Annotated in this window: 26 protein-coding genes and 1 tRNA gene; 6 read left to right on the forward strand and 21 right to left on the reverse strand. The window is 56.8% G+C overall.

Features of this window, described 5'->3' with window-relative positions; all coding sequences use genetic code 11:
• Nucleotides 1-32: 32 nt before the first annotated feature.
• Together odhI and secA2 are read right to left on the reverse strand one after the other, a co-directional pair.
• Nucleotides 33-464, reverse strand: a complete 432-nt coding sequence (gene odhI, locus QP802_RS02135; protein ID WP_070362492.1) for an oxoglutarate dehydrogenase inhibitor Odhl — start codon at nt 462-464, stop codon at nt 33-35.
• Nucleotides 465-581: 117 nt separating this feature from the next.
• On the reverse strand, nt 582-2,873 hold the full coding sequence (gene secA2, locus QP802_RS02140) for an accessory Sec system translocase SecA2 (protein WP_284817504.1): 2,292 nt from the start codon (nt 2,871-2,873) through the stop codon (nt 582-584).
• Nucleotides 2,874-3,031: 158 nt separating this feature from the next.
• On the opposite strand from secA2, the gene QP802_RS02145 reads away from it, so the two are divergent.
• From QP802_RS02145 to QP802_RS02165, 5 genes are all read left to right on the forward strand, one after another.
• Nucleotides 3,032-4,204 (forward strand): bifunctional alpha/beta hydrolase/OsmC family protein, encoded by a 1,173-nt coding sequence (locus QP802_RS02145; protein WP_070362494.1) that lies wholly within the window; start codon nt 3,032-3,034, stop codon nt 4,202-4,204.
• 1 nt (nt 4,205) lies between these two features.
• Nucleotides 4,206-4,571, forward strand: coding sequence for a YchJ family protein (locus tag QP802_RS02150; RefSeq protein WP_070477164.1), 366 nt, complete (start codon nt 4,206-4,208; stop codon nt 4,569-4,571).
• Nucleotides 4,572-4,645: 74 nt separating this feature from the next.
• Nucleotides 4,646-4,719: transfer RNA gene (locus QP802_RS02155), tRNA-Pro, on the forward strand.
• A gap of 118 nt (nt 4,720-4,837) precedes the next feature.
• Nucleotides 4,838-5,113 (forward strand): hypothetical protein, encoded by a 276-nt coding sequence (locus QP802_RS02160; protein ID WP_284817505.1) that lies wholly within the window; start codon nt 4,838-4,840, stop codon nt 5,111-5,113.
• A gap of 907 nt (nt 5,114-6,020) precedes the next feature.
• On the forward strand, nt 6,021-6,740 hold the full coding sequence (locus tag QP802_RS02165; protein WP_284817506.1) for a hypothetical protein: 720 nt from the start codon (nt 6,021-6,023) through the stop codon (nt 6,738-6,740).
• A gap of 280 nt (nt 6,741-7,020) precedes the next feature.
• Here the strand turns inward: QP802_RS02165 and QP802_RS02170 are convergent, their stop codons facing one another.
• Genes QP802_RS02170 through QP802_RS02180 form a run of 3 tightly spaced genes read right to left on the reverse strand, consistent with a single transcriptional unit; the run spans nt 7,021 to nt 9,541 of the window.
• Entirely contained in the window at nt 7,021-7,557 is a 537-nt protein-coding gene (locus QP802_RS02170) for a gamma carbonic anhydrase family protein (RefSeq protein ID WP_284817507.1), read from the reverse strand.
• A 41-nt stretch (nt 7,558-7,598) separates the two neighbouring features.
• Entirely contained in the window at nt 7,599-8,543 is a 945-nt protein-coding gene (locus tag QP802_RS02175) for a diacylglycerol/lipid kinase family protein (protein WP_284817508.1), read from the reverse strand.
• The gene (locus QP802_RS02180) at nt 8,543-9,541 is read right to left on the reverse strand and encodes a CE1 family esterase (protein ID WP_256000167.1); all 999 of its coding nucleotides are present in this window, start codon (nt 9,539-9,541) and stop codon (nt 8,543-8,545) included. The genes QP802_RS02175 and QP802_RS02180 overlap by 1 nt, the downstream gene beginning before the upstream one ends.
• 44 nt (nt 9,542-9,585) lie before the next feature.
• Between QP802_RS02180 and QP802_RS02185 the strand changes: the two genes are divergently transcribed.
• Nucleotides 9,586-10,359 (forward strand): class I SAM-dependent methyltransferase, encoded by a 774-nt coding sequence (locus QP802_RS02185; protein ID WP_284817509.1) that lies wholly within the window; start codon nt 9,586-9,588, stop codon nt 10,357-10,359.
• A gap of 2 nt (nt 10,360-10,361) precedes the next feature.
• On the opposite strand, the gene der is transcribed toward QP802_RS02185, so the two are convergent.
• The 16 genes from der to QP802_RS02265 form a co-directional block, all read right to left on the reverse strand.
• The gene (gene der / locus QP802_RS02190; protein WP_284817510.1) at nt 10,362-11,855 is read right to left on the reverse strand and encodes a ribosome biogenesis GTPase Der; all 1,494 of its coding nucleotides are present in this window, start codon (nt 11,853-11,855) and stop codon (nt 10,362-10,364) included.
• On the reverse strand, nt 11,852-12,544 hold the full coding sequence (gene cmk, locus QP802_RS02195; protein ID WP_256000164.1) for a (d)CMP kinase: 693 nt from the start codon (nt 12,542-12,544) through the stop codon (nt 11,852-11,854). Before cmk ends, der begins: the two co-directional genes overlap by 4 nt.
• Before the next feature lie 12 nt (nt 12,545-12,556).
• Nucleotides 12,557-13,483, reverse strand: a complete 927-nt coding sequence (locus tag QP802_RS02200) for a pseudouridine synthase (RefSeq protein ID WP_070362499.1) — start codon at nt 13,481-13,483, stop codon at nt 12,557-12,559.
• A gap of 62 nt (nt 13,484-13,545) precedes the next feature.
• A complete protein-coding gene (scpB, locus tag QP802_RS02205) occupies nt 13,546-14,100 on the reverse strand; it encodes an SMC-Scp complex subunit ScpB (RefSeq protein ID WP_070362500.1) in 555 nt (184 codons plus the stop codon).
• Between the two features lie 17 nt (nt 14,101-14,117).
• Nucleotides 14,118-14,936 carry a segregation and condensation protein A gene (locus tag QP802_RS02210; RefSeq protein ID WP_070977091.1) on the reverse strand — a complete coding sequence of 273 codons (819 nt, stop codon included), beginning with the start codon at nt 14,934-14,936 and terminating at the stop codon, nt 14,118-14,120.
• Between the two features lie 11 nt (nt 14,937-14,947).
• The gene (locus QP802_RS02215) at nt 14,948-15,820 is read right to left on the reverse strand and encodes a ParA family protein (RefSeq protein WP_070362502.1); all 873 of its coding nucleotides are present in this window, start codon (nt 15,818-15,820) and stop codon (nt 14,948-14,950) included.
• Nucleotides 15,821-15,887: 67 nt separating this feature from the next.
• On the reverse strand, nt 15,888-16,922 hold the full coding sequence (locus QP802_RS02220; protein ID WP_284817511.1) for a hypothetical protein: 1,035 nt from the start codon (nt 16,920-16,922) through the stop codon (nt 15,888-15,890).
• Nucleotides 16,923-16,972: 50 nt separating this feature from the next.
• Entirely contained in the window at nt 16,973-17,890 is a 918-nt protein-coding gene (xerD, locus tag QP802_RS02225) for a site-specific tyrosine recombinase XerD (protein WP_256006579.1), read from the reverse strand.
• A complete protein-coding gene (locus tag QP802_RS02230) occupies nt 17,891-18,538 on the reverse strand; it encodes an NUDIX domain-containing protein (protein WP_070362505.1) in 648 nt (215 codons plus the stop codon).
• Nucleotides 18,535-19,341: a copper transporter gene (locus QP802_RS02235; RefSeq protein WP_083329555.1), complete on the reverse strand. Its 807-nt coding sequence runs from the start codon at nt 19,339-19,341 to the stop codon at nt 18,535-18,537. Before QP802_RS02235 ends, QP802_RS02230 begins: the two co-directional genes overlap by 4 nt.
• 19 nt (nt 19,342-19,360) lie before the next feature.
• A complete protein-coding gene (steA, locus tag QP802_RS02240) occupies nt 19,361-20,551 on the reverse strand; it encodes a putative cytokinetic ring protein SteA (protein WP_070477177.1) in 1,191 nt (396 codons plus the stop codon).
• 49 nt (nt 20,552-20,600) lie between these two features.
• Nucleotides 20,601-22,325, reverse strand: coding sequence for a DNA repair protein RecN (gene recN / locus QP802_RS02245; RefSeq protein WP_284817512.1), 1,725 nt, complete (start codon nt 22,323-22,325; stop codon nt 20,601-20,603).
• A gap of 6 nt (nt 22,326-22,331) precedes the next feature.
• Nucleotides 22,332-23,255, reverse strand: a complete 924-nt coding sequence (locus QP802_RS02250) for an NAD kinase (RefSeq protein ID WP_070977101.1) — start codon at nt 23,253-23,255, stop codon at nt 22,332-22,334.
• 2 nt (nt 23,256-23,257) lie between these two features.
• The gene (locus QP802_RS02255) at nt 23,258-24,082 is read right to left on the reverse strand and encodes a TlyA family RNA methyltransferase (protein ID WP_284817513.1); all 825 of its coding nucleotides are present in this window, start codon (nt 24,080-24,082) and stop codon (nt 23,258-23,260) included.
• Nucleotides 24,083-24,271: 189 nt separating this feature from the next.
• The gene (locus QP802_RS02260) at nt 24,272-25,264 is read right to left on the reverse strand and encodes an HAD-IIA family hydrolase (RefSeq protein ID WP_256020435.1); all 993 of its coding nucleotides are present in this window, start codon (nt 25,262-25,264) and stop codon (nt 24,272-24,274) included.
• Nucleotides 25,264-25,938 (reverse strand): hypothetical protein, encoded by a 675-nt coding sequence (locus tag QP802_RS02265; RefSeq protein ID WP_070477184.1) that lies wholly within the window; start codon nt 25,936-25,938, stop codon nt 25,264-25,266. The genes QP802_RS02260 and QP802_RS02265 overlap by 1 nt, the downstream gene beginning before the upstream one ends.
• Between the last annotated feature and the right edge of the window lie 507 nt (nt 25,939-26,445).

Genomic DNA, 26,445 nt, shown 5'->3' on the forward strand with positions numbered 1-26,445 from the left:
TCTAATGGGCAGGGGCAGACAAACGGACAATACTATTTTTCGTCGGCGATAAAGACCAGGCGGAATTTACCAATCTGAATCTCATCCCCGGAGGAGAGAACCTGCGAGTCCTTTGGCTCTCGGTTCACATAAGTGCCGTTCAGTGATCCCACGTCAACGACTTCGAAAGAGTCACCGTCGCGGCGGAACTCAGCGTGACGGCGGGACACCGTGACGTCATCAAGGAAAATGTCGGCCTCAGGATGGCGACCTGCGGTGGTTGCGTCCTGGTCCAGTAGGAACCTTGCACCAGCGTTCGGTCCGCGCTTCACCACGAGCAACGCAACACCATCCGGCAAATTCTCCGTGCTGGTGACGTTATCGTTGGCTGCAGCAGCGCCGTTCTCCATCTCCTTCAAAAGGTCAGCGCGAAAGACGGAGGTCGTTTCGACCTGGACGATGTCTGCATCTTTGTTTTCGGCCATTCCCAACTCCTGACGGTGTTTTTGAAAGTCAATAAATTCTAAATCGCAATATTACCCAATTGTGGGTCAACGTGCTGTTGCGGTTCTAGTGTAACGCTCTGAACCTCAACATGAGGATTAACGGAAAACATTTCCAATCCCGGAGATCACCGAGTTCCCCGAACCCGCCAACGGATTATCCGACACCATGTAGGTCCACGTCGCACTCGGACGCTTCCAACCAGCATCTTCGAGGTGTGCTCCATCGTTATCAATCATAACTTTCCTGAAAGTATCGACGGCCTGATCTACGGCACGATTCGCTAGTTCTTTAAATTCACGAATGGCGATTCGATGGTATTCGTCGATTGGCGTTTCACGGGCGATGGCGCGCAGGTGGATAGATTCGCGAACATCGTCCATGAGCGCGAGATACTCAGACCACTCATGGTCCAGGTGGTAGAGCATTATCTCCCGAGCTGCCTGCCGTAGTTTGTCAGCATCGATGGCATCCAGCTCGGTGGCGCGCTCCGGTGCTCGTTCGCTAAGCTCACGCCACGCCGCGTCGGTATCGAGCAATGACGCTCGCCGCTCATCAAGGATTGTACGGTGATCCGAGATGAGCTTGTTGTATTTCCACGTTTGTGAGTGAATTTCTAGCAGCTGGCCCTCTGTAACGCGCTGGCAGTGGTCAACAAACTGCTGTGCACGCGAGGATTCGATCCGTCCCGACGCGTCGGGATGTACGGTGATGCGCTCATCCTCTCCCCCGGTAACAACAATGTCATCTTCCAGGGAAACAAAGAACAGGCTCAGGCCAGGGTCGCCCTGACGCCCTGCACGTCCGCGCAATTGATTGTCGAGCCGCGCTGTGCGATGGCGTGCTGTACCGATAACGGCGAGACCACCCAGCTTCGCAACCTTGTCGTGATCTCCTTCGTCAGCGCCACCTAGGCGAATATCGGTACCGCGGCCTGCCATTTGTGTAGACACGGTCACCCGCCCTAAATCTCCAGCCTCAGCCACAATGCGTGCTTCCTCAGCGTCATTCTTCGCATTGAGCACGTTCACGCTGATCCCACGCTCGTTCAATGCCTCTGCGAGAGCCTCAGACTCTGCAACGTCATGAGTCCCTACAAGAACAGGTTGACCATTCGTGTGAAGCAGCGCGATCTCTTCGACGATCGCTTGGTTCTTCTCCTCCATCGTTGCGTAGATCCGGTCGGCTTCATCAAATCGCTGCAACGGATTTGCGCGGTCAATAACAGATACGTGCAGGTCGTAAAATGAACGCAGTTGATCGGTGGCTTCTACGGCGGTTCCAGTCATGCCACAGACCGTCGGATAGCGACGCATAAGTGCTTGCAGCGTGATCGAGTCGAGAATTCGGCCCCCCTCGGAGACCTTCAGCCCCTCTTTTGCCTCGACTGCTGCCTGCAATCCGTCAGGCCAACGCTGCAGTTCAGCGACGCGGCCGCGGGAGGCGTCAACAAGCGCCACCTTGCCGTCCTCGACGATGTAATGTACGTCGCGGATCAGCAGTGCTCGAGCGTGTAACGCAAGGTTGACCCGGACAAGTGTGGTGCCAATGTGCTCATCAGAATAGAGCGAGTCGATACCGAGCAAACGTTCAACTTTCTTCGCCCCCTCCTCGGTAAGGAAGACATTGCGACCATCGGCATCAGTTTCGTAGTCCTTCTCCTCGTCAAGGTGCGAGACCGCTTCGGTGATCTTGCCTGTGGGCTGCTGCGTACTTTCAGAACCAGCCAGGACGAGCGGGACGAGGGCTTCGTCGACAAGGACGCTATCGGCCTCATCGACAAGAGCGACCTCGGCTGGTAGCTGAACGGTTTGAGAGCGGTGCGTGATCTGATTATCACGAAGGTGATCAAAGCCGATCTCGGTCACCGGAGCATAGACGACGTCACATCGGTATGCCTCTACACGCTGTTCACGTGGCGTCGATTCCGTTACAGCGGCAACACTGAGCCCAAAGAACTCGACAAGCGGCCGCATCCACGTGGCATCGCGCTCAGCGAGATAGTTATTCACGGTGATGAGGTGCACCCGCTTACCAGTGAGCGCAAAACCGGTCGCAGCGATAGTCCCAACGAGGGTTTTGCCCTCGCCGGTGGCCATCTGAATTACATCGCCTTCGAGTAGGCGCAAAACCGCCTGGTTTTGAACGTCGAACGGGGTCATCCCAAGGGTTCGAGTGGCGGCAACCGACAGAATTGCGAGGAAGCGAGGTTTGTCGACGACCTCTCCGTCACGCACGGTGTCACGCACAGCGGCGCTCAGCGCGGCGTCGTCAAGAGCTTCGAACTCGGCGATGAGCTCGTGAGCTTTCGCCACGATCCCCTTCGACTTCTTGTTGTTGCGTTCGGACGTTGCACCCATTGCTTTCCAAAACCAGCCAAATGCAGCCATTCCTCATACGACCTTTCGTCACGGCAAAAGTGGCCTTTTGCCTCTCGCACTACCTGGTCTACATGGTAAGTGCTTCTCACTCGTTCACGTCAATGTACTCTATCCTTGTTCAAGCAAAGACCACCGAATGCGTCCCCGTTCTCAGGAGGAAAGCCCACATGTTATCGCTGAACGTGAAGGTGCCGTCGTCGACGGGCAAGATGATGGCCGGAACGATTGACCGGCCTGACGGGCCGGCGAAAGCCTACGCGATTTTCGCACACTGTTTTGCGGGGTCCAGACATACTCCTGGTGCTTCGCGAATCTCCAAGCGGTTAACAGAGTTCGGCATTGCAACGCTCAGATTTGATTTTCCTGGTCTCGGACAATCCGAGGGTGAATTCGCCGATACTTCGTTCTCACAAAACGTTGACGATATCGTGGCTGCAGCAAAGTGGTTAGCCAAAGAGTTCAAAGCGCCACAGCTCATCATGGGCCACTCGCTCGGGGGCGCTGCAGCACTGAAAGCGGCGACCCATCCCGATCTCAAAAAGACGCTCAAAGCCGTAGCGACAGTCGGTGCGCCGTTCGACCCTGCTCACTCGGTGTTGCACTATGCGGATAAGATTGGTGACGCGGACCGCGACGGCTATGTCCCCGTCATCCTCGGCGGCAGGGAGCTCATCATTTCACGCGACTTCCTTGAGGATCTCGCCGACACGAACCCCGAAGAATACCTGCCGAAACTGCGCAAGCCACTATTGCTGGTCCACTCGCCTATTGATGTGACGGTAGGCATTGATAACGCCCAGTCAATTTTTAGCCTCACCCGCTACCCGAAGTCACTCATGGCGCTGGACAAGGCCGATCATTTATTGACGCGCCAAGGCACCGCACAGCGTGCAGCCGACATTATCGGCTCGTGGGTCATGCAATACATCACCCCCGAATTTGTCCCGGATGCCACCGGCGACTCCAACGCAGTCTCCTACTCCGCTCGCGGGACGAAGTATGGCGACGTAGTTCGCACCTCCAATCGTGCGATCGCAACTGACCGGGCTAAGAATGCTGGCGGCAAGGGCCAGGGTGTGACGTCGACAGGCTTGTACATGTCCGCGTTGGCAGTATCTTGTTCCCAGGCAATTCGTTCCGCCGCGAAAGGACTTGCGCTCAACGACGTGCGCGTGGAGGTCACACATCTCGGCGAGGGGCACTTCACACGTGACATCACGTTATTCGGCGACCTCAGCGACGCCGAGGCCCAGACGCTCATGGAGGCCGGCAAACGCTCAACCGTCGACGGCTACGTTCACAGCGCCTCGGTGCAGACAACCATCGACGTGGTGCGCTGACGTGAAACGCTGCCCATGTGGCCTCGATCGCCCATACCCCCTGTGCTGCGGCGCCCTGCACGCAGGCAAACCTGCTCCCACAGCAGAATCGCTCATGCGGGCACGCTACAGTGCGTTCGTCGTCGGCGATGCGGATTACTTGCTGCGCACCTGGGCTTCGAGCACACGACCGGCATCGTTGGAGCTTCCACCAGGTGGCGAACCATATATTGCGCTGCGAGTTCTCCACTCCGAACAAGGTGGCCCAACGGATACCTACGGAGAGGTCCGCTTCGAGGCCCTTCACCCGAGTGGCACCCAGCGAGAACATTCCCGTTTCATTCGCGAGGGCGGCGCATGGGTGTACCTCAACGGCACTGCCTTCTAACAGCTGGTTTCATAGTTGAAGTAACTGTGCGCTAAACTATCGGAGCTGTTCCGGTATTCGCCGGATGAAGGCAGCGGGCTGTGGCGCAGTTTGGTAGCGCACCACACTGGGGGTGTGGGGGTCGCAGGTTCAAATCCTGTCAGTCCGACAACTATCAACAAAAACCCCGCTTGACCAGGTGAAACTCCTGGTTGAGTGGGGTTTTAGCTCCCTTAAACGGCTCTTCCGGTTTTAGAGTGCATTGATTAGTTCGCCGGGGTTCGGGCGTGGCACAAGATATTGGGATCCTTGGCTTTGTAGGAAAAAGGGTATCTAATCCATCCGTACAAAACTACGGACCTGCTGTGCAGGCTAACGGAAATGCCATCGTCGATACCGTCTGTCACACCGCAGAACGAGGAGTTACTCTCACCGGTGTCGCAGAAAACGGTGACGTCACTGTTATTGAAGCCGAGCCCGTCGAGCCCATCAATGAATACCTTACCTGCGGGCAGCCTGGAGTATTCCGCGACCATGCCAACCGGGCCTGCTCGTGGGAATGACGCACATCCATCCCGCAACAGCCTGGCAGACCTGGCCCAGAGCAGATGCTCCAGCGACACCCATCGAACCAGGGATTTTGCTAGAGCAGGCAGAAAAATACCGCGGGGACAACATCTCACTACTTGATGCACCAGCAGTAGCTGCCCGGCACGGAAGTCTTCAAAACTCGCATCAAGCGGCCACTTCACCCGAGCTAGAAGCAGATAGCGCCACACAGCCTCACAAGGACCGCAGTGCAGTAACTCCCCGCCCCACGATCGCTCTACACACCGTGGGCTGTTCGAATAGCTGGGGAATTCCTGACCAGCTGCGCGTCAACAAAACGGGGTCGTCACCGTGTTGGGAAAGCGGATCTGTGTCGGCACACGCTTTAAGAACCGGACCCCACGTACCAACGTCACCAGTGACACCTATGCCGAGTTCTTTACTGACCACGACGGCAAATTCCTGTTTAGCTTCCCGCTACCGATCCACACGGACTGGAAGTCAACAAGCCAGATCAACATCTATCACATCGAAAGCGCATGGCACCGCAAACCTCCACTGCTGACGCCGAAGCTATCCAAGCCACGGAGGCCACGAACCAAAGACCAACCGTAAACACAAGCCCCTAAAGCTATCCAGAAAGCAGGGAGACTCCCTGTCCAAAAAGTCCATGGACATAACATTCGAGTTTTGAGAACGCCATCCTAATCACGGAATCATAGAATGCGATGCAAATTCGTAGGAACAAAACCCGGGACACGTCAATTCATGTAGAGATGGAAAGTGACCGACCCTACCTCTTCCGCATCGGACAAAGTTCAGGGGCCAGAAGTAAACTTTTTGAATGCTCTAAACTGGCATAAAGAGTAGGGCTTGAATCATCATATGATCACATTTCTTGCAACATGTTAGGAAAGCAAAATGAAGCCGGATGAAGGTCTGTTGGAACCATTGTGGGATTTCACCAGCCCGATACAGCCCCTAGTACCCAGCGGGCTCCCTTACAGCTTGGACGATGGTGACTACCTCAGCTTCCTTAAGACCAACTTCGTCTATGTTTTGCAGCTATGCTTCCCGCCTTTCGCACCCATGGGAGATGTGAGGTTGTATTGGCGTGATCTCGCTCATAAACTCGGCAATAGATTCACGTTGGGTGTGAGCTTTTGGCAAGCAATTGGCGTTTTTGACGAACCTACCAAGAAGGATTTGTCTTCTTGGTTTTCAGAGCCCTACTTTGGTCTGATCGATATCGGTACATGGCAGTCCCTTCGGCAGGTTTTCGGACTTCCGAACGCTGGTATCTGTTACGCGGATTTCATCATGTACTCACCTGGACAACCTGGCCCCATACTTAACGAAAATGACTACATTCGAAAGACCCCGCAAGGATTCCGGTATCTTACAGGCCGATGTCTTGGGGAGACGACCGAAGAAATTTTTTGCACAGAGTCTGGAGTGAGCTCCTGTTGGATAGAGGGTGAGTGGTTTATTTCCGTCGATAGCGATCTGACCAGAGGTGTGATCTGTTTTAATTCTGTACAGTATTTGAAAAGTTTGGCTGAGGATAGCGATTTAGAGTGTTATCTCCTTCAGCCGCGTGAGCAACAAGGCGATGAGCCGGGCACCCTCAATAACTTATAGTGCCACTTCGTTGATTGCCTTCTCGGAGGCCCCTAACTCAAGTCACTTTTCTTTAGCGGATAGCGGTTTCGAATGGCTGGGTTTTCAGTCTTGGGTGGTAGCCTTCCATGTCTTGGGTGTCCATCGACTTCCGTTAGGCTGCACAGTAGGTCCTTAGTTTTGTACGGATGGATTAGATACCCTTTTTCCTACAAAGCCAAGGATCCCAATATCTTGTGCCACGTCCGAACCCCCGGCGAACTAATCAATGCACTCTAAAACCGGAAGAGCCCCTTAAACACTATTCAGTATCGGAACGGTCCACTGGAACCAAGCCAGTCGTAGCGCGCTTCCCCAGCTCAACATAAAAAGCTGCATGGCGTTCACGTGCCGAGTAAGTCGATTCATCAAGCTCGCGCTTCACCTTCGCTGGCACTCCTGCGGCAAGCGAGAACTCTGGGATCACTTGTCCTTCGAGGATCACTGCGCCACCGGCGATGATACTGCCTTTACCGATGCGTGAATTAGAAAGCACTGTCGCGTTCATTCCGATCAGGCAGCCGGGTTCAATATGACAGCCATGAATCATGGCGAGGTGGCCAATAGTCACATCTGCTTCGAGGACAGTCTCACCGTCCATGTCAACGTGCAGTACGGATCCGTCTTGGACATTGACTCTTTCGCCAATACGAATCGCGCCAACATCGCCGCGGATAACCACTCCGGGCCAAATGTTTGCATCTTCGCCGATTTGGACATCACCGATGATGGTGGCTTCGTCGGACACGAATGCGGACGGATGAATCTTCGGAGTTTTGCCTTCGAATGAGTAGATCATGTGGCAATTATGCCGAAAGATCCTTGGTGCTGCAGCGTGATTTATCGCATCAGCACCAACGCTTGTGGTATCACTCGGATCGTAGCGGCTTCAATAGATCCGACGGTATCACCGTCGACCTCGAACACCTCGGGCACGGCGAAAGACACGCTAATGGTCTTGCCCTTGAAATAGTCCATCTGTGGCGCCGGGATTCCTCGCCAGCCGCCGCCGAGGAGCGCGCGCAAGGTGTTAAACACGATGCGCAAACCGATCAGCAGCCAGCCGATAGGCCCTCGTGGAGACATCGCCACAACATCGATCTCGCCATCGTCGGGAAGGGCGTCGGGAAACAGCGGAATCTTATTCACTAAGTCACCGCAATTACCGAAAATCATGGTGTGCAGGCGACGTGTTATCGGAGGTTGGCCGTCAATCGTAACCTTTGCTTCCACACTGTTACCACCGCCCAACGACCGTGCGATGCCGCCGATATACGCAAGTGGCCCAATACGCCGCTTCAATTCCTCACGGGTTCGCTCGACCATCTGCGCATCAAGGCCTACTCCAGCCATGACTGTGAATCCGTAGGTTTCCTGGGAGCCGTCCCGGCGTGTGACGGTAGCCTCACACAAATCGACTGCGTGCTCTTCGCCTGTAAACGCGCGACGAATCGCGCTTTCAGGGTCCAGGGGCAGGCCAAGATTGCGCGCTAGCAGGTTTCCAGTACCTACCGGAATAATCCCCATTTTGATTCCTGTATCTGCGAGAACATGTGCGATGCGGCGGACTGTGCCATCGCCACCCGCGACGAGTACCACATCCACATCTTCAGTCAGCACGGTGGCGAACCCCGCGAGTGCCGTATCTTCTTTTGTAGTTGGCACCCAACGAATTTCGCGCCGGGGGTCAGCGTACAGCTCGACAAATCGTTCCAGGACCGATGACTGAATCTTCGTCGGGTTGTACACGACGATCGCGGTGCGTTGAAACTTGTCGTCTGCCATTACTTCTGCACCCCTACGCCAAAGAAGCGAAGCACTGCCTCGCTCGCGAAGCCGATGGGGAGAGCGGATGCCGGTGTGGTGCCTGGGCCGAGCCATTCGTGCTTGCCACCTTCGATTTTGTAGTGCACGAGACCTGCGTCGCACCCACTCCACTCAGCCTTCTCGACGCCGGGAAGCACTTCTGACCATTCTGGCTTCGGCGCCTCGTCGTCAGTGGCTTTGCAGTGGTTGCGCCGGGCTTCTCGTTCGACGTCTTGATACGCACCAGCGTAGTGAGTCTTGTGCCGGGTACCGCCCTGGTAGTCAATGACGTTATCGCTCGTACCGTGGATGTCGATGCGTTTGACGGGAATGGCTGAGCACCCTTCTAGCACCGAGTCGTATATCGCTGCTGACACGGTCGCCACCGCGGTGTAGTCTTGCGGCCGCTGGCAGCTCAAGAACTCTGCAAACCCACCGCCGTTTGAAAAGCCGACCGCGAACGTGCGTGCCGGTTGGGTATGGAACTCCTGCTGCAGCTGCTCACGGACTGCGTCCGCAAACTGAAGGTCCTGGCGGGCATTCGTGTTTGCGTACGGCGCTGGCGCCCACGCCTTATTCACGCCTTGCAGGTACGCCACCACGGCATCGGCGTTGTTAAGGCCTGTTGTGCGCTGCATCGATGCGGCAGTACTCGTGTAGCCATGGAATACCAGGATGAGTGGCAACCCTTCTCGCTGCTGTGCACCTTTCGGTAGCGAGAGAATGTAATCGCGCTGCAGACCACCTGCCGGAATCGTTCGTGATTCAACCGAGGCAGCGCTCCACGGCTCTACCTCCGAAACCGTATCTGCACGATTGCTGTTTTCTACTGTTCGCAGTGGGTTCGGCAACGCGTCCGAAGCTTCTGATTCGTCCGTGTCCTCGCTACAGCCCGCCATGACTGCACAGCCGAGCAGCACAGCGAGCAGCACCGTACGGACCGACCAGCGTCGGTTCATCGTGTTGGAAGTGTTCACTCGTGCATTCTCCTGACAGTCACAGGTTGATAGGTTAGTTGATTATGAAGCCAAGCGGAAAGCACCAGCCACTGTTTCGTAGTAGCGAGCACCGACTCGATTCATCGCGCGCATTCGCGGTCGGTGCGGATACATATGATGCGGTCAGGCCTTCGTACCCCTCTGAGGTGGTTGAGCTGCTCGGGAACCGTGGCATAACACGCAGGGTCCTTGATGTGGGCTCAGGTACAGGTATATTTGCTGCCCAACTACACGCGGCCGGGCACCGGGTTTCGTGCTGCGAACCCTCGAAAGACATGGTGAATACTCTGCGCGACCAGCACCCGAACTTCCCTGTGTGGCGCGCCACGGCTGAGCACACCGCAGCTGCTTCCGAGTTTTTCGACGCCGTTACCTTTGCCCAGGCGTGGCACTGGGTCGACCCCCGCCAAGCAAGCGCAGAAGCCGCCCGGATCACGCGACCTGACGGCGAGCTACTCCTATGTTGGAACACCCTCGAGGTTGAGCACCCGTGGGTGCTGCGTCTTGCAAAAATCATGCACTCTGGCGATGTGCTTACCAAGGGCTTCTACCCCACCGTGCACAAGCCGTGGCACCTGAAGCGTGAATTCCGCACAACCTGGATCCAACCGATCCATACCGATCAGCTGTTTACCCTCATGTCGACCCGTTCCTACTGGCTTCGTGCTAACGAACGCGCACGGGCAAAGATGGTGGACAACCTTACCTGGTACCTCTTTGATCGCCTCGGGTTCGACCCAGGGCAGCTTGTACCGCTGCCGTACAGGACAGACGCGTTCCTGTACGGGCGTAGATAGAACTACTTGCGGCGCCGAGGGTTACGCTCGCGTACGCGAACCGCGATTCGAATCGGCGTGCCATGGTAACCGAATTGCTCACGGAACTTTCGCTCAAGGTAACGGCGGTAACCACCATCCAGGAAACCAGTCGTAAACAGTACGATTGTCGGTGGACGCGTGCCAACCATCGTTGCGAACAACACCTTTGGCAGGCGATTGTTCTTCATCGGTGGAGGGTTCGCCGCAATCGCGTCGCGTAGCCAGTTGTTGAGCTGCCCCGTAGAAATGCGTCGATCCCAGTTCTCAAGCGCTTCTTCCATCGCTGGCTCAAGGCGGTGTAGACCACGCCCAGTGTCCGCCGAGATATTCAGCTTCGTCACCCACGGGAGATGCCCGACCATCTCATCAAACTCGCGATCGAAGTAGTAGCGACGGTCTTCATCCATCAGGTCCCACTTGTTGAAGCAGATAACCATTGCCTTGCCCGCCTCGAGCACCATGGAGATCACTCGCTGGTCCTGCTCGGAAATCTCCTGGGAGGCGTCGATAAGCACGACGCACACCTCTGCTGCCTCGATCGTGCCTCGGGTACGCAGGCTCGCGTAGTATTCGTGGCCTTGCGCGTTCTTCACTTTCTTGCGCAGCCCAGCGGTGTCGATGAACTTCCACAGCTTGCTGTCGAGCTGGATCAGCTCATCAACAGGGTCAACCGTGGTGCCAGCCACATTGTCAACGACCGCGCGCTTCGACTTCGAGAGCTTGTTGAGCAAGCTCGACTTGCCGACGTTCGGACGCCCAACCAAAGCAACCGCGCGCGGACCTTCCGTAACTGAGTCTTTCGCGCGTGGAACATCCGGGAACAGCCGCAGGATTTCGTCGAGCACATCCGCGCCTCCGCGTCCGTGCAACGCGGAAACAGGCCACGGATCACCGAGACCAAGCGCATAGAGCTCAGCGACGTCACCCCACTGCGACTCGGATTCAAACTTGTTCGCGACCAAAATGACTGGAACTTCGGAGCGCTGCAGGTTCCGGGCCATCGCTTCATCGGACATCGTGATGCCGGTATGAGAATCGACCACAAAAACGATCACGTCCGCAGTCTCCATCGCAGCTTCCGACTGGTGGGCGATCGCCGCATTGATGCCTTTCGCGTCCGGATCCCAGCCTCCAGTGTCCTGAACCCAGAATCGTCGACCTCCCCAGTCAGTGATGTAACTGATCCGGTCGCGCGTGACACCGGGATGGTCCTCCACCACAGCTTCACGACGACCAATAAACCGGTTTACCAGCGTTGACTTACCCACGTTCGGGCGGCCGACAATCGCTACCGTTGGCAGTGCTTCCTCTGTGTAGTCAGAGTTGACGATACCGAAGGCTTCCTCGACCGCGGCCCATTCTTCCTCCGTGTACTCCTCCGTAGAGTTCAGGTCACCGAAGTCGGCCTCGCCGAAGTCAGCTTCATTGAAGTCGGCCTCGTTAAAGTCCTGTGGAAAGGAATCTTCTGTGGTCACTTGCTGCTCCTTTCAATCACGTCGACGAGCGCCGCCAGAACTTGTTCTGGAGTCATCTCGGAGGTGTCGATTACTACAGCGTCATCAGCTGGCTTCAGTGGGCTGGTCTCACGGGAGGAGTCAAGGGCATCACGACGTTCCACGTCTGCTAGCACCTTTTCAAACTCTACTTTGCGGCCTGCTGCTGTGTCCTGGTCGAACCGGCGCTGTGCACGCACCTGGGCTGACGCCGTCATGTACACCTTGGCCGGTGCATCTGGCAAAACTACGGTGCCAATGTCCCTGCCCTCAACGATGGCGCGATGCGCCTCAGAGGCGAGGCGACGCTGCAGGGCCACCAAATTTTCACGGACCTCTGGGATCGCGGCAACAGCAGAAACTGCACTGGTTACTTCCGCCCCTCGGATCACGTTGGAGACGTCCCGGCCGCCCAAAATAACAGCCTTGTCATCGGGGTCGTCGGAAACCTCCATCGGCAGATCAGCAGTAGCAGCGATGACTGCACTAGTGTCTTCCGGATCCACGCCGGCGTCCAACACCGCCAACGTCGCAACTCGATACATCGCGCCCGTGTCGATGTACTTTGCGTCAAGCTTCTTGGCTAACGCTCGGCACATTGTCGACTTGCCAGTACCCGACGGCCCATCCACTGCGAGCAGCAGACCATTATCTGGCTGGTTACTCAACATCGTTTCCTCCATTTACATCCCCACCGCCTTGAACAGTGATGCCAACTCAGATGAGTTAAGTGCGCGCATCGATCCTGGCTTCATATCGCCGAGCTGCACCGTGTGCACTTTCGTTCGCACCAGACGCTGTACCGGGTAACCAGCTGCTTTCAGCATCCGACGGACAATGTGCTTGCGGCCTTCGTGTAGTTCGACGCGAACAATCGACTGACCATTGTGCACATCGACGATCTGCACGTAGTCTGCCTTCGCCACACCATCATCGAGCTCAATACCGTCGCGCAACTGCTTAGCATCAGCGGATTTAAACTCGCCGAGTACCGTGGCCAAGTACGTTTTTCGAACTTCGTAGCGCGGGTGCATGAGGCGGTTTGCAAGCTCGCCGTCGTTGGTAAGCAGCAAGAGCCCTTCAGTGTCGGCGTCGAGACGCCCGACATGGAACAGACGCTGACCTGCAGCGACTCTCTCAGCAACGAAGTCACCAACAGAGGCGCGATCATGCTCATCTTGCATGGTTGTGTGTACTCCGCGCGGCTTATTAAACGCGAAATACTCCAAGTCCTCATTTACATTGATGCGTGCACCGTCAACTCGAATCACGTCGACGTTCGGATTCACACGGGTGCCCTGGACGGTAACGATCTTCCCGTTGACCTCAACGCGCCCCTGATCAATCATAATCTCAGAGTGCCGTCGCGACGCGACGCCTGCTTGTGCGAGCACTTTTTGCAGACGGATCCCGTCGGTGTTCTTCTTGCGCTGCTTTGTTTCTTCGTCGTCCCACCAGTTGTCATCGAGTGGGTTCGGAGCCTCATTGGCAGCCTTGGCGCGCTTGTCACGCTTGACATGTTGTTTACGTGCCGGTTTCGCATACGAAGGATAGAACGGCTCGTTCTTTCCTTGTTCCGGTATGCCATCTCGGCGAGCGGGAGGATTCATCTTGAGTCCTTTTCTCTTTGCGAGTTATACAGTTCTTCGAACGACCGCAAGTGTAGCAGCCTTTACCATGCTTCCTCGATATCGTCGATCTCAGGCAACAATGGCGCCAGGTTCGGCAGTCGCTCAAGTGAATCTATGCCCAGCAACTCAAGAAAGAGCTCGGTAGTGACGTAACGGTGCGCGCCGGTCGACTCGTCTGGATCAACCTCGGCAATGAGCCCTCGCAGCGTCAGCGTTTTCATCACACCATCAACGTTGACGCCGCGTACTCCGGAAACCTGCGTGCGTGTCACCGGCTGGCGATATGCAACCACCGCAAGCGTCTCCATTGCCGCGCGGCTCAGCTTCGTCTGTGCACCATCAAGCAGAAATGCCTCCACGGCGTCTGCGTATTCTGGGCGCGTGTACAATCGCCACCCCTCAGCTGTCCGCCGAACGTCGATCCCGCTGCCGCGCAGTTCGCATTCCTCGGACCAGTCCTCGAGCTGCTTCTCGACGTCTCCCAGCTCCGCCCCCAGTGCCGACGCTAAGGCATCTACCGTGACTGGATTGTCCGCGACCAGCAAAATCGATTCGATACGTGCGCGAAGCTGCGAAACCATTTGGGGAGCATTCATGGTCTGGCATTCTATCGCTATTCCCAGTTGCTTGACGCAACCACAGCAGGATCAACGTTGATTCCTGTCCAGGAAACCTCCAGGCTACCGAGCGCTTCTGGCTGCTCGGTCTCCACCGCGCGAGCCTTGTACAACTCCAACAACGCCAAGAAGCGCCCCACGAGTTCCATGGAGGAACTACAGTCCTTCGTGAGCACCTCAAATGCGACCCACTGCTCCGCACCAAGGAGATGCAGCGCGCTCAACAGCTTCCCGGCCTGCTCGGGCACCGAAACGCTGACCGCGTGCAAGTGGTCCGTCCGCACTTCCTCCGGTGGGCGGGGCCGAAACACAGCAGCAGCCAACTCCGCAAAGGAATCAAGCGTGTGCCCCAGCTGTACAGGTGGAAGCAACGCAGCGAAACGGTCTTCGATTGAGACCGCACGCGGGTATCTCCGCTTCGCGTTGCGTTGCCAGGCCACGAACTCGTCAGCGACCTGCTGATACGCACGGTACTGGAGGAGACGCGCAAAGAGCAGGTCCCGGGCCTCCAGGAGCTCAAGATCTTCAATCTCCGTGTCTCCGTCGCGCGGAAGCAACCGCGCAGTCTTCAGATCCAGCAGAGTAGAAGCCACAAGAAGAAATTCAGTGACTTCGTCAAGTTGCGCTGCTGCACCCAGCGCACGCGTGTATGCAATAAACTCGTCGGTCACCTCAGCTAGTGCAACTTCGGTCACGTCCAGCTTCTTGGAGTGGATGAGGTGCAGGAGCAGGTCAAACGGCCCCTCAAAGTTCTGGAGGGCCAACGTAAAACCGGTAATCTCGGGCTGGACTCCCGTGGTGGCGTCCTCAGACACGATGCAACAAACTACTTATCAATGCGCTCGAGCAGCTCAAGCGCCAACTGCCGGTACTGCTCTGCGCCTTGGGAGTGCGGCGCCCAAGTAATGATCGGTTCACCGGCAACCGAGGTCTCCGGGAATCGAACCGTTCGGGTAATCACCGTGTCAAAAACTCGCTCGCCGAATACCTCAACGACTCGATCCATCACTTCTCGCGCGTGTGTAGTGCGGCGGTCGAACATCGTGACCAGGATGCCTACGATGTCAAGGTCGAAATTGATGCGGTCTCGCACCTTTTCCACTGTGTCAGTCAACAACGCAAGACCACGGAGCGAAAAGTACTCGCACTCCATCGGAATCATCACGCCCGCCGAGCACGCCAACGCATTGACGGTCAACAGGCCGAGCGAAGGGCCACAGTCGATGATGATGATGTCGTACTCGTTGCGCACAGGGCGGAGCGCACGGGCCAGTGTGTGCTCACGGCCGACTTCATTGACCAGTTGAATCTCCGCAGCAGAAAGGTCAATGTTCGCAGGGACAAGGTCCAGCCCCGGCATATTCGAGTGCCGAATGGCCGCGTGGATCGACGCAGTGTTGTCAAAAAGCAAGTCATACACGGTGACTTGCTCTTCATCATGGGACACTCCAAGACCGGCTGAGAGCGCACCCTGCGGGTCGAGGTCAACAAGCAGCACCTTGCGCCCTTGCTCTGCGAGACATGCACCCAGGTTGATTGTCGACGTCGTTTTGCCGACGCCACCCTTCTGATTCACCATCGATAGGATGGTCGCCGGGCCGTGGTGCTCGAGCGGTTCAGGCTGAGGGAACTCGCGGAATGGACGTCCCGTGAGAAACTTCTTTTCTTCAGCAGCGTCAAACAATGCGTTGCCTGCCATTGTCATCCCTTCCGTCCAATGCGCGTCACGTGTAAGCCCTTGACGCAATCATCTTACAATGCCATACCTAGTTATGTGCCTGTCGCCTCTTTCGAATCAGGAACACGATGAGCAGCAAGGCCACCAGTGCCGCAATTCCTGCGATGCCCAGGGCAAGAAGGCCGTCATTCGCCCTCGATTCGTCAAGTGTTTCCGCTTGACTGTCGCCTCCCTGGGTATTTCCATCCTTTGGTGCAGCAGTCGGAGCGTTCTTTGACGTTATCACCGCGATGAACTCCGCCGCCGATCCATCCCGGACAACCTCCATGATGAAGGGGTTATCCGGCGTCTGTCCCTCCGGGTACGTTAATGTCAGCGTGCGCGACGCTACGTCCACGTCACGCTTCACGCCTTCAATGATATTGCCGTCCACGTCTACGTAACGAAGTGTGGCGCCTTCCTTATCGGTCTTAGCGTACTTCATCAGCTGTCCGGCCTTACTCAGTGGCACCTTCACCACAATGCTGTTGTCCTCGATGACGCCCTCGAACTCCAGGCGCTTCGCGTTCGTGGTATCCACCTCCTTGGCTGGGACACGGTGGGCCTGTGGCGCAGCAGGCGCGTCGTGCACACGTTGATCTGAGCCTGAACCAGTCTCGGATCCGTGTCCTTCCCTGTTTGAGTCATCAACGCTATCGCCATGTGGCTTGCCAGCACCATCATTGTTTTCAGGCTCCGCAGCGCTCTCAGGTGGAGCATCAACGGTCTCACCACCGCCCACTGCGACGAGATTCACGGTCGCCGAGTATCCCCCAGCGGAGACCGGAACGCTCACCGTTGCACCTGGAGTATCAGGAGCAGTCACGGACACAGAAGTGCCAGATGATACAACGGTCCAGTCACCCGAACTGTAATTGAGGCTCAGCGGAACACCGGTGTCGACAGTCGTAGTCTGCCCGGCCTGCACGTGGATCTCGGAAGGGATGGCCTGCTGGATCGCGGCAGGATCAAGCCCCTCCGGCAACTGCGCATACGCGTTCATATCAACTCCCGAGGTGCTCAGCCCGAGAGCGCATGTAGCAGCAGCGACAGTTGCGAGAACGTGGGGTCGTCGAAAAGCCATGTGGCAAGAATCCTTCCGGTCGTGCATCAGAACATGTCAACCCTACATACCTATGCACGAGGGTGCGTAGCGTGCCAGACTTCCCGAAGGCTTTCCGCAGTAACGTGTGTGTAAATTTGGGTAGTCGTCACAGATGCGTGCCCAAGCAGTTCTTGCACTACTCGTACATCGGCGCCGCCGTCGAGCATGTGTGTTGCAAAAGAATGCCGCAACGTGTGAGGAGAAACATGCTTGGTGATCCCGGCTCGCTCAGCGGCCCGTTTGATGACCGTCCAAGCACTTTGCCGAGACAAGCTGCCGCCACGTGCGTTCAGGAACAGCGAATGAGAGCGCCCTTTGGCCAGCGCTGGGCGTCCGCGCACCAGATATTTTTCGACGGCCTCCTTCGCCATCGACCCCACCGGCACGATGCGCTGCTTATTGCCCTTGCCTGTCAATGTCAGCACCGCGTGCTGTTCGCCTTCGAGCGCCATGAAGTCATCGACGTAGAGCGCCAGTACTTCCGACACACGCGCCCCCGTGGCGTAGAGCAACTCCAGTAACGCTTTGTCTCGTAACCCAATCGGCTCCTCCGTGGGGCACGAGTCCAGCATCTTGCCGACCTCTTCGATACTTAGCGTATCGGGCAGCTTCTTACCAGGCGAAGGTGGAGCTACTTGGGCTGATTCATCACCTGCAAGTACGCCCTCAAGCACCCCAAACTTGTGTAGTCCGCGGGCAACCACAAGTGCGCGCGCAGCCGAAGATGCCGCCAACGGCGCAGCCCCATCAACTCCACGCCGTAGGTCCGCCAGGTACGCCTCGATGTCTGCAGCGGTCACCTCAGACAAGTTGGCTTTGCCGTTGGCGTGCAGCCACGAGGCATACCGTCTAAGGTCCCGACGATAGTTGCTCAATGTGTTTGCTGAAAGACCTCGTTCAACTGCAAGGTGCTCGAGCCAACGCCTAACAAGCTCATTGACGTCCAACTAGATCCTCTTCATATCGGGCGTGACGCCTTGCGCTGTGCGTCGCTCTGCTAGCGATCTTGGCCGCAGGTCAAAGGGCTCGGTTACATCACGCGGCTCTACCTCGCCTTCTAGCACTCGCGCCGCTGCCATCACTCCGGCAATCGCAATCGAGTTCACGATGTCACCGCGAAACACCATCGATTGTGCCTCTTCAATTGGCACCCATTCCAGCACCATATCGGCTTCTTCGAACTCGGCTTCACCACGAGGGGCCTCACGGAGATCCGAAGCCAGGTACACACGCACCGCTTCTTCTGCGAAACCCGGGGACGTCACCAGATCCAGCAACAATGCCCACTTCTCAGCAGCCAAACCAGCTTCCTCGGCCAACTCACGCTGGGCGCACACAAGCGCGTCTTCCTCGCTGACGTCGAGAAGTCCAGCAGGAAGTTCCCACAACCGGCGCCGAACGCTGTGCCGGTACTGGCGGACCATCGCAATCCTTCGTTTGGAATCGACGGCCACCACTGCAACCGCACCGAAGTGCTCTACGATCTCGCGTGCCGCGGAAGCGCCCCCCGGCATCGAAACAATATCTTTGCGCACCGCGATAATCGGTGCATCCAGCAGCAGCTCCGACTGTTGAACTTCAAACTCGTGCATCATTCGACCGCCAATTCTTCCGCAAGCGAAAGCACCGCCGACACCCTGCCTGCTTCCGTATCAACAAACCCACCGTCTTCATCTGGCGCCGCATACACTGCCGCAGCTAAGTCATTGAGCTCCGCGGTCATGTCTGTCAACAGTTGTGTCCCGAAAGAACGCTCCCCGCCGGTATCACCGGCGCCGATCACAACAATCGCATCAGCAGGCGCTGAAACATCTGTGTCGTCTATAAAACCGCCTCCATGCAGCGCCTCTATAACGAAATTACGATCAGATTCCGGAGCCACCGGTTCACCAGTCGCTGGATCCTTGAGCAGAACGCTCCCCAGCGACTGGCCAGCATGTGTGCCAGGCGCGCGTCGATCAACGGAAAGCTGCGCTCCTGCCGGCAGGGTGTTCGCGATGATCGTACTCAATGCATCAGCTGACTCCTGCTGGGTAAACTTCTCGCCCAACGTAATCTGGCCCGCTTCTGATGCCCCTGCGGTGCGAAGCAGCCACGTTACAGCATCGACATCTTCTGCTGACGCATCGTGCGTGCGAAGCACCATCACTGACTTACCATCCAGCGTGTTCGCAACAAGCTCGGCCGAATGCTGAGCTATCACTGCATCGGAAAACTCAAATTTTGTCCCCTGCGAGGCGTCAGCCGACTGTTGCGACTCGCCTAACTGCGACGACGTTGAAAAATCAAGCGTGCCCATTGCTGGCGCAATCACCAGCATTCCTGCTGCGACACCAAGTGCAATGCCCCAGCCCAGACCTGCTGCAACATAACCTGCCGAACTACTTCCTGAAGACATCAAAACCACCTACTCCCTATTAGCTCCACAGACTCTGCAGCTGTGTAACTATCGTGTTCCACGTATCCGCCAGGTTCGTGCTAAACGGCCCACTCCCGCCAAGCCCGACGATGAGTACAATCGTCGCCGCAGCAACAAGCAATCCCAAAATTGCCCATGCCCAGGCGACTCCCCGACCAGTCGTCAGATTGTACAAATCAGCTATCACTGTGGAATCCACCAGTTTTTGACCCGCTTTCAAACGAGTGAGCAGTGCTGCCGGCGAGCTTTCATCTGATTCGGTAAAGATACGGTCCAGGTTCACGGGCTGCTCAACCATCACGATCATTTCTGCATCGTGGAACACGCTCAGTAACACCGCCAGGTCTGTTGCAGATTCGGTCGCGGCGGGAAACGTCATCGCACCTACTCCAAGATCCTGGATGCGCTCCAGACCAGGCGCGTAGCCGTCGGGGTCCGCTGGCAAAATCACCCGCGCGTCGCTTCGCAAATTTTCTTCAGCCACGTCGCCCGGGTCGCCCACGATAAAGTCGGGCGCGTACCCCATCTCCGCCAAGGTATTCGTCGCCTTGCCTACGCCAATCAGCACAGGTGTGAACTCACGGATGAAATTGCGCAACGATTCGATACGCTCTCGGAGATCTGGGCACGGGCTCGCGATAATAACTTTTCGGTCCGCAATCACGTCACCTAACTCAGGCGCGCCAACACCATCGATAAGCAGCGGCGATTCGGAGTGTATAAATTCGATCGTGTTTCCGAAGTACGCCTCCATGTGATCTACGAGGTGACGCTGTGCTTCAATAAACGTCGCGTCAACATCAGCGCGCACCACTGGTGAAGCAGAACCGACTTCCTTGCGCCCAACCTTGATCTCACCCGAAACCGTTACGGATGTCTTCTTGCCATCGCGTATCGACGCCCGCATCTCCGCACCGGCAGCTTCAAACAGTGGAATGCCGGCGTCGAGAAGCAAGTGCGGGCCGTAATTAGGCACAGCCCCAGTGCTAAATCGTGCAATATTGACAACCGCCGCCGGTGCCGCGTTGATCAACATCTCAGCTTCCCTACGGCTGATATCTGGAGCATCAACGAAGGCAATATCCCCAGAACGAAGACGGCCGCGCCCCTTGCCTTGCGGCGTGCAATCACGCAGCGGTCCCTGCAACGGCGCGCTAGTCGATTCAGAAGTTGCAGAAGTTTCAGTCATATGTTGAATTCTGCCTGCATCGCACGCCAAGTACTGCTAGGCGCGCGGGCTATCGACGAAACTCTTTTGTTTCGCGCTGTGCCTGCTCCAGTAGCTCCGCCGCGTGCGCCTTTCCTGTTTCCGAGTTCGCCATCCCAGCCATCATGCGAGCTAGTTCCTCCACGCGCTCGGCATCGTCAAGCACAAGCACTCCTGATGTCACGGTTTCATCGCCAACGTTCTTCGCAACGTGTAAGTGTCTGTCCGCGTAAGCCGCAACCTGTGGCAGGTGCGTCACCACAATTACCTGATTGTTTACTGCGAGCCGTGCAAGGCGACGCCCTATCTCCACCGCGGCCTGACCACCGACACCAGCATCAACCTCATCAAAGACGAATGTCGCGCCGTGCGTTGACCCGGCAAGGATCACTTCAATCGCGAGCATGACGCGTGAAAGCTCACCTCCTGACGCGCTGGTTGCCAATGGCTTTGGCTCTGACGCAGCGTTAGGCGACAGACAAATCTCGACAGCATCAGCGCCATCACGGCCGTAGTCTGCTCCCTCAACGCGGACGCTCAGCACAGCCTTAGGCATCGCCAGCCCATGCAACTCCTGTGTCACCGCCTCAGAGAACCGTCGTGCAGCATCGCGACGAATGCCCGTCAACTCCTCAGCGTGCTGCTTCATCTCGGTCGCAGCGTCATCAACCCGCAGTTGAAGCTCCGCGAGGGCCTCATCCGACGTATCAATTGACGCCAACCGTTGCTGCGCCTCGTCCCTCCAACGGAGCACACCATCAATGTCCGACGCGTACTTTCGGGTCAGCACCTTTAACGACTGTTGCCTCTGAAGCATGTTCTCGAGCGCATGCGGATCCGCATCCAACGAAAACAAATACGTTCCAAGTTCCGAAGAAACATCCGAAAGCACAGTGGCGGCTTCTTCCAGTCGACGCCCCAGCTCCTGCAGCTGCGTATCAGTGGATGCACCAAGTGCACTCGCAGCCTGCCCTACCAAATCTGAAGCGGCGGACGCCTCGTCATACTCACCAACCGCCTCAGCGCCATCGATTGCAACCATCGCCTCTTGAACCGCGGAGCGCAATCCATCAACATCTTGCAGGCGCTGAATCGCAGAGACGAGCTCAGCGTCTTCACCTGGCTCGGGTGCGACCTCGTCGATCTCGTTGACAGCAAACAGGAGACGGTCCTGTTCCATCGCTAATTCTCGACGCCGCTTTGTCCGCTCCTCTAAATCTCTCTTCGCAACGCGCCAGCGCTTCCACGCTTCCTGATACGCACGGAGAACCTTTGAAGCAGCAGGATCGAAGCGGTCCAACGCATGCAGTTGCTGTTCTGGCGACATCAAACGTAACTGATCGTTCTGGCCATGAATCGTAAGCAGGTGCGAGGAGACTTCGCTGAGTGTCGCAGCCGGTACCGCCCGGCCACCAAAGTGCGCCTTCGACCTGCCTGTCGATTTTACGGAACGGACTACGACGTACTCACCGTTTTCATCGAGGACCGCACCAGCGTTCTCCGCGATCTTCGCAATAGCCTCGCGACTGTCCTCGTGGATTCCTGTTACCGCAAACGCGCCCTCCACCACCGCTTCCGGCGCTCCCGTCCGAACACGAGAAGCATCAGCACGACCACCAGTCAACAGCCGCAAACTCGTGACCACCATCGTCTTACCGGCGCCAGTTTCACCCGTAAGGACTGTCAAACCTTCCGAGAGCTCCGCGCTAGCGTGAGGGATCACACCAAGGTTCCTGATAGCAATTTCCGACAGCACGCCGATCTACCTCTCTTTGTCTGGGCCACGCCACCCAGATACCGGAAGCTGAAACTTCTCCACCAGGCGGTCGGTAAACGGACGCTCATCAAGCCGAACCCAGCGCACCGGGCGGCGACCACGCGTCACTTCGACCCGTGCACCTGGCGGCATCATAATCCTACGAACCCCATCCATCACGACAACAGCGGAGCTGGTCGTCGAAAAGGACTCAACCGCTACCGTCGACAACGGTGAAACAACCATTGGCTTCGCGAAGAGGGCGTGCGCATTATTCGGAACCACCAAGATGGCATCGAGCTCAGGCCACATCACCGGACCACCGGCCGAAAAAGCATACGCGGTTGATCCAGTAGGCGTAGATACCAGCACACCATCACAACCGAACGAAGACACGGGCCTGTAATCAATCTCTAGAAACGCATCAAGCACTCTTGTACGATCCGAGTTCTCAATGCTGCATTCATTCAGCGCCCAACTTTCGCCAAGCACTTCACCCGTCGCATCCAAAACCCGCACGTCAAGTGTCATGCGGTCTTCAACCCGATATGAGCGCGCTATCACCGAGGACAGCACATCTTCCAGGCTTTCCGCTTCGGACTCTGCCAAGAATCCCACATGGCCGAGATTCACCCCGAGCACTGGAATGTCCTGAAGGTGCGCAAAGTTTGCTGCGCGTAAAAACGTTCCATCGCCTCCAAGCACAAATACAAGCTCGCAGCCTCGGCCAGCCTCGGCCCCTGGGCTTACGTGCTCCAGCTTCTGCAATACTGGATCCTCTTCAGCGGGACTTGATTCCCCCGCAGAAAGCAACTGCACCTCAATGCCAGCCTGCTGCAGCATCCGGGCAGAATTCGCCGCAGCCTCAATATTGTCGGGCCTGTAAAAATGGGGCACCAACAAAATGCGTCGCCGATCATCTACAGACATATCTACGCTGGCCCTTCCTGCACCGCCTGTGTTGCCATCTCTTCGACGGCCTCGACAGATTGTTCCTGCGCATTTGCTGTCTTACGCAGCCACAGAAAGTATTCTACGTTACCACTCGGACCTGGCAACGGAGATGCAACCATTGATTTCACCTCAAGCCCCAGCGACTGTGCGAACAATGCGACATCTACCACTGCTTCTCGACGCAGCTCTGCCGAACGAACGACACCCCCGTGACCAACGCGGTCTTTACCAACCTCAAACTGTGGTTTCACCATCGGCAGGAGGTCCGCCTCGTCCTCAAGCGCTGCTACCAGCGCAGGAAGCACAAGCTTCAAAGAGATAAACGATAAATCACCCACCATGCAATTGGCCGACTCGCTCAGCATGTCGGCAGTCAACGACCGTATATTCACACGGTCCATCACCGTCACACGCGGATCGTTTTGCAGCCGCCAAAGTAATTGCCCGTAACCGACATCTACCGCAAAGACCCGGCGGACACCTCTTCGTAGCAAAACGTCAGTGAATCCCCCCGTTGACGCTCCCGCGTCAATCACCGTCCTATCCTTGACCGTAAACCCAAGCTTTTCGAAGTGCTCTAGTGCCCCCAGAAGTTTGTGCGCGCCACGGGAAGCCCAGTCATCGGTGTTATCAACATCGACCTTGATGGAAACATCGGGTTCGACAACTGTAGCTGGCTTTTTTGCAGGAAACCCTCCGACCTCAACGCGTCCTTCAATAATCCATGTCCGGGCCTGCTCCCGTGAACGAGCGATCTTTCGTCGAACAAGTTCTGCGTCAAGGCGTCGCCGACCAGGTGCCACCCGTACTCCTCTCCTACGGCGATGCTCAGTCTTTTAGCGCTTCTGCTAAAACGTCATGAGCCTCAGCCAACTGTTCAAGTTCATCCCTTATCGTAGACGGCACCCGCGCCAGCACACTATCTACCTTCGAACGCAATTCTTCCGGTGAAATGCCGACTCGCCTTGGATCGTGGGGTTTCGGGGCGTGCCCTACCACCACGACTCCACAGCCTTCTGCGCCCACTGCGATACCGGCTCAACCACTCGTACTTCGGCCTCTGCAGACCACGCAACAGCCAGAGCCGTTCGCAAGGCCTCCGTAGGCGAAGAAGATGCAGCACCACCGTTAAGCAGGAGCGTATCTCCTTGCAGCTTCGCCACGAAACCGCCCTGTGCTCCCGGCCGCAAGCTCTCCGCATCTGCCAAGAGGCTACGCAAGTCATCACCAATATATGTCGGGCGCTCCACCGGCTTAGCCGCCAACAAAGCATAAGGACCAGACACACCTGTAAGTACCTGCAACGTATCCATCCCCGCACGATTTCCACCGGCAATATCGGTATCTAAACGGTCACCGACCGCCAACGCTCGCGTAGCACCCGACAGCTTCACAGCCTGATGGAACATAGCCGGTTCCGGCTTTCCGGCCGCCTCTGGGACAACGCCGGTTGCCGACGTCACCGCCGCCACCATCGAGCCATTCCCGACCATAAGCCCCCGCTCCATCGGCAAGGAAGTATCAAGGTTTGAAGCCAAGTAGACCGCCCCGTTGCGAATCGCCAACGCTGCTTCAGACAGCTCACGCCACCCAGTTTCCGGGCAGTGCCCTTGTAGCACCGCAACTGGTGCGTCGTCAGCACTAGAGACTACGCGATAACCGGCCCCAGAAACCAAGTCTTTGAACGACTGCGCACCAAGAACAAGGATGGGATCATCCTCTTTCAGCAGGGGTCGCGCTAGCTCCAAAGCTGCCTCTGCTGAGGTAATAATCTCCTCACTCGAGCACTCTAGCCCAATATCACCAAGCATTTCGGCGACGAGGGCCGAAGGCCGGGATGCATTATTCGTGATGTAGAAAGGTGTCACACCACATTCGATGATGCTGGAAACCGCATTGTCTAACGCGCGGCCGCCCTCCCAAACCGTGCCGTCTAAGTCAAAGAGCAACACGTCATATTGATGAGCAAGAGAACCCAAAGCCACTACTCCGTCTCTTCCAAACGCTGCTTCGCATCCGTCAACATCTCCGGATCCAACTCAATAACATGCTTGAACCAGTCAGCAGCTTCAGCCTTTCGGCCAGCAGCCAGCAATGCGTCGGCGTAGGCGTAAGACAAACGCATTGCAGAGACGTCCCGCTCGTCCTTGTTCGGACGTACACGTTCCAAAGTCGCAATCGCAGAATCAACCTGGCCCAGATCGCGACGCGCACCAGAAAGAACGATGGCAAGCTCAATACGTCCCTCACGATCGAGGTCTCGCGCCTCAGGACTCCGACCAAGCTCCAACGCCTTCTCGGGACGACCAAGTCCGCGTTCAGCATCAGCCATCACAGCCAAAAGCCCAGGGCCGCCACTCATGCGCCGGGCAGCTCGCAGCTCAGAAAGTGCCTCTTTCCACTCACCTGCGTGGTAAGCGATTACACCATTCGTTTCACGAACAACCCCAACACGTCCGGCACGATTCTTTGCTGCCCTAGCATGACGCAAGGCAAGCGCCGGGTCGTCGTCGAGCAGATCTGCAGCCATAATCATGTGCTTCGCGACGCGAGTTGCGTTGTCATGTGACAACACCTTCAAATCTTGCAGCACGGACGGGTCGAGAACACTGATGTCAAGATCGGAAGGCAGGTCGGGTTCAGAAAGCTTTTGAGCCATCCTATCCTCGCGGTAGCCCTGCCGACGAGGCTGCGAGCGATTGTGACGATTGTTGAATTTGCGTTCTTCATCGCCGCCAGGACGAGCGCTTCTGCTCCTACCACGGCCGTCACCGCTGCGATCATTGCGACGATCCCTACTGTCGTCGCGCCGACCTTTCCGGCCCCCATTGCCTGGCCGCCCGTTCCGCCCCTTGGAGGAAGAAGAACCGTGGTTGCGACGTGGTCTCTCGTTAGAGCGATCGGACATGAAACACCTTTCTATTGGAACAAGTCATTATAAACAGGAATATCCGAAAATAAGAACTTATTGTGCACCTGTTGAAACAAATTCCCAATCATCCGGTCAGTCAGAGTTGCACCTCTGAGTCTACAAACAAGGAGCGCTGGCGTCATCAGACTTCGTAAAGACGGCCCTCGTTGTTTGTTGTGGGTGCACAAAAAAGAGTGTGGTGGGTACCACCACCCCCAACAACGGGAATAATGGAACCCACCACACACAAGAAAA

Source organism: Corynebacterium sp. UMB10119B (assembly GCF_030228125.1).
GTDB lineage: Bacteria > Actinomycetota > Actinomycetes > Mycobacteriales > Mycobacteriaceae > Corynebacterium > Corynebacterium pseudogenitalium.

Excerpts from the sequence above, each read along its gene's own strand:
- odhI (WP_070362492.1), bottom strand. The coding sequence starts at position 464 with ATGGCCGAAAACAAAGATGCAGACATCGTCCAGGTCGAAACGACCTCC.
- secA2 (WP_284817504.1), bottom strand. The coding sequence starts at position 2,873 with ATGGCTGCATTTGGCTGGTTTTGGAAAGCAATGGGTGCAACGTCCGAA.
- QP802_RS02145 (WP_070362494.1), top strand. The coding sequence starts at position 3,032 with ATGTTATCGCTGAACGTGAAGGTGCCGTCGTCGACGGGCAAGATGATG.
- QP802_RS02165 (WP_284817506.1), top strand. The coding sequence starts at position 6,021 with ATGAAGCCGGATGAAGGTCTGTTGGAACCATTGTGGGATTTCACCAGC.
- QP802_RS02170 (WP_284817507.1), bottom strand. The coding sequence starts at position 7,557 with ATGATCTACTCATTCGAAGGCAAAACTCCGAAGATTCATCCGTCCGCA.
- QP802_RS02175 (WP_284817508.1), bottom strand. The coding sequence starts at position 8,543 with ATGGCAGACGACAAGTTTCAACGCACCGCGATCGTCGTGTACAACCCG.
- QP802_RS02185 (WP_284817509.1), top strand. The coding sequence starts at position 9,586 with ATGAAGCCAAGCGGAAAGCACCAGCCACTGTTTCGTAGTAGCGAGCAC.
- cmk (WP_256000164.1), bottom strand. The coding sequence starts at position 12,544 with ATGTTGAGTAACCAGCCAGATAATGGTCTGCTGCTCGCAGTGGATGGG.
- QP802_RS02200 (WP_070362499.1), bottom strand. The coding sequence starts at position 13,483 with ATGAATCCTCCCGCTCGCCGAGATGGCATACCGGAACAAGGAAAGAAC.
- scpB (WP_070362500.1), bottom strand. The coding sequence starts at position 14,100 with ATGAATGCTCCCCAAATGGTTTCGCAGCTTCGCGCACGTATCGAATCG.
- QP802_RS02215 (WP_070362502.1), bottom strand. The coding sequence starts at position 15,820 with ATGGCAGGCAACGCATTGTTTGACGCTGCTGAAGAAAAGAAGTTTCTC.
- QP802_RS02220 (WP_284817511.1), bottom strand. The coding sequence starts at position 16,922 with ATGGCTTTTCGACGACCCCACGTTCTCGCAACTGTCGCTGCTGCTACA.
- QP802_RS02230 (WP_070362505.1), bottom strand. The coding sequence starts at position 18,538 with ATGATGCACGAGTTTGAAGTTCAACAGTCGGAGCTGCTGCTGGATGCA.
- QP802_RS02235 (WP_083329555.1), bottom strand. The coding sequence starts at position 19,341 with ATGTCTTCAGGAAGTAGTTCGGCAGGTTATGTTGCAGCAGGTCTGGGC.
- steA (WP_070477177.1), bottom strand. The coding sequence starts at position 20,551 with ATGACTGAAACTTCTGCAACTTCTGAATCGACTAGCGCGCCGTTGCAG.
- QP802_RS02250 (WP_070977101.1), bottom strand. The coding sequence starts at position 23,255 with ATGTCTGTAGATGATCGGCGACGCATTTTGTTGGTGCCCCATTTTTAC.
- QP802_RS02265 (WP_070477184.1), bottom strand. The coding sequence starts at position 25,938 with ATGGCTCAAAAGCTTTCTGAACCCGACCTGCCTTCCGATCTTGACATC.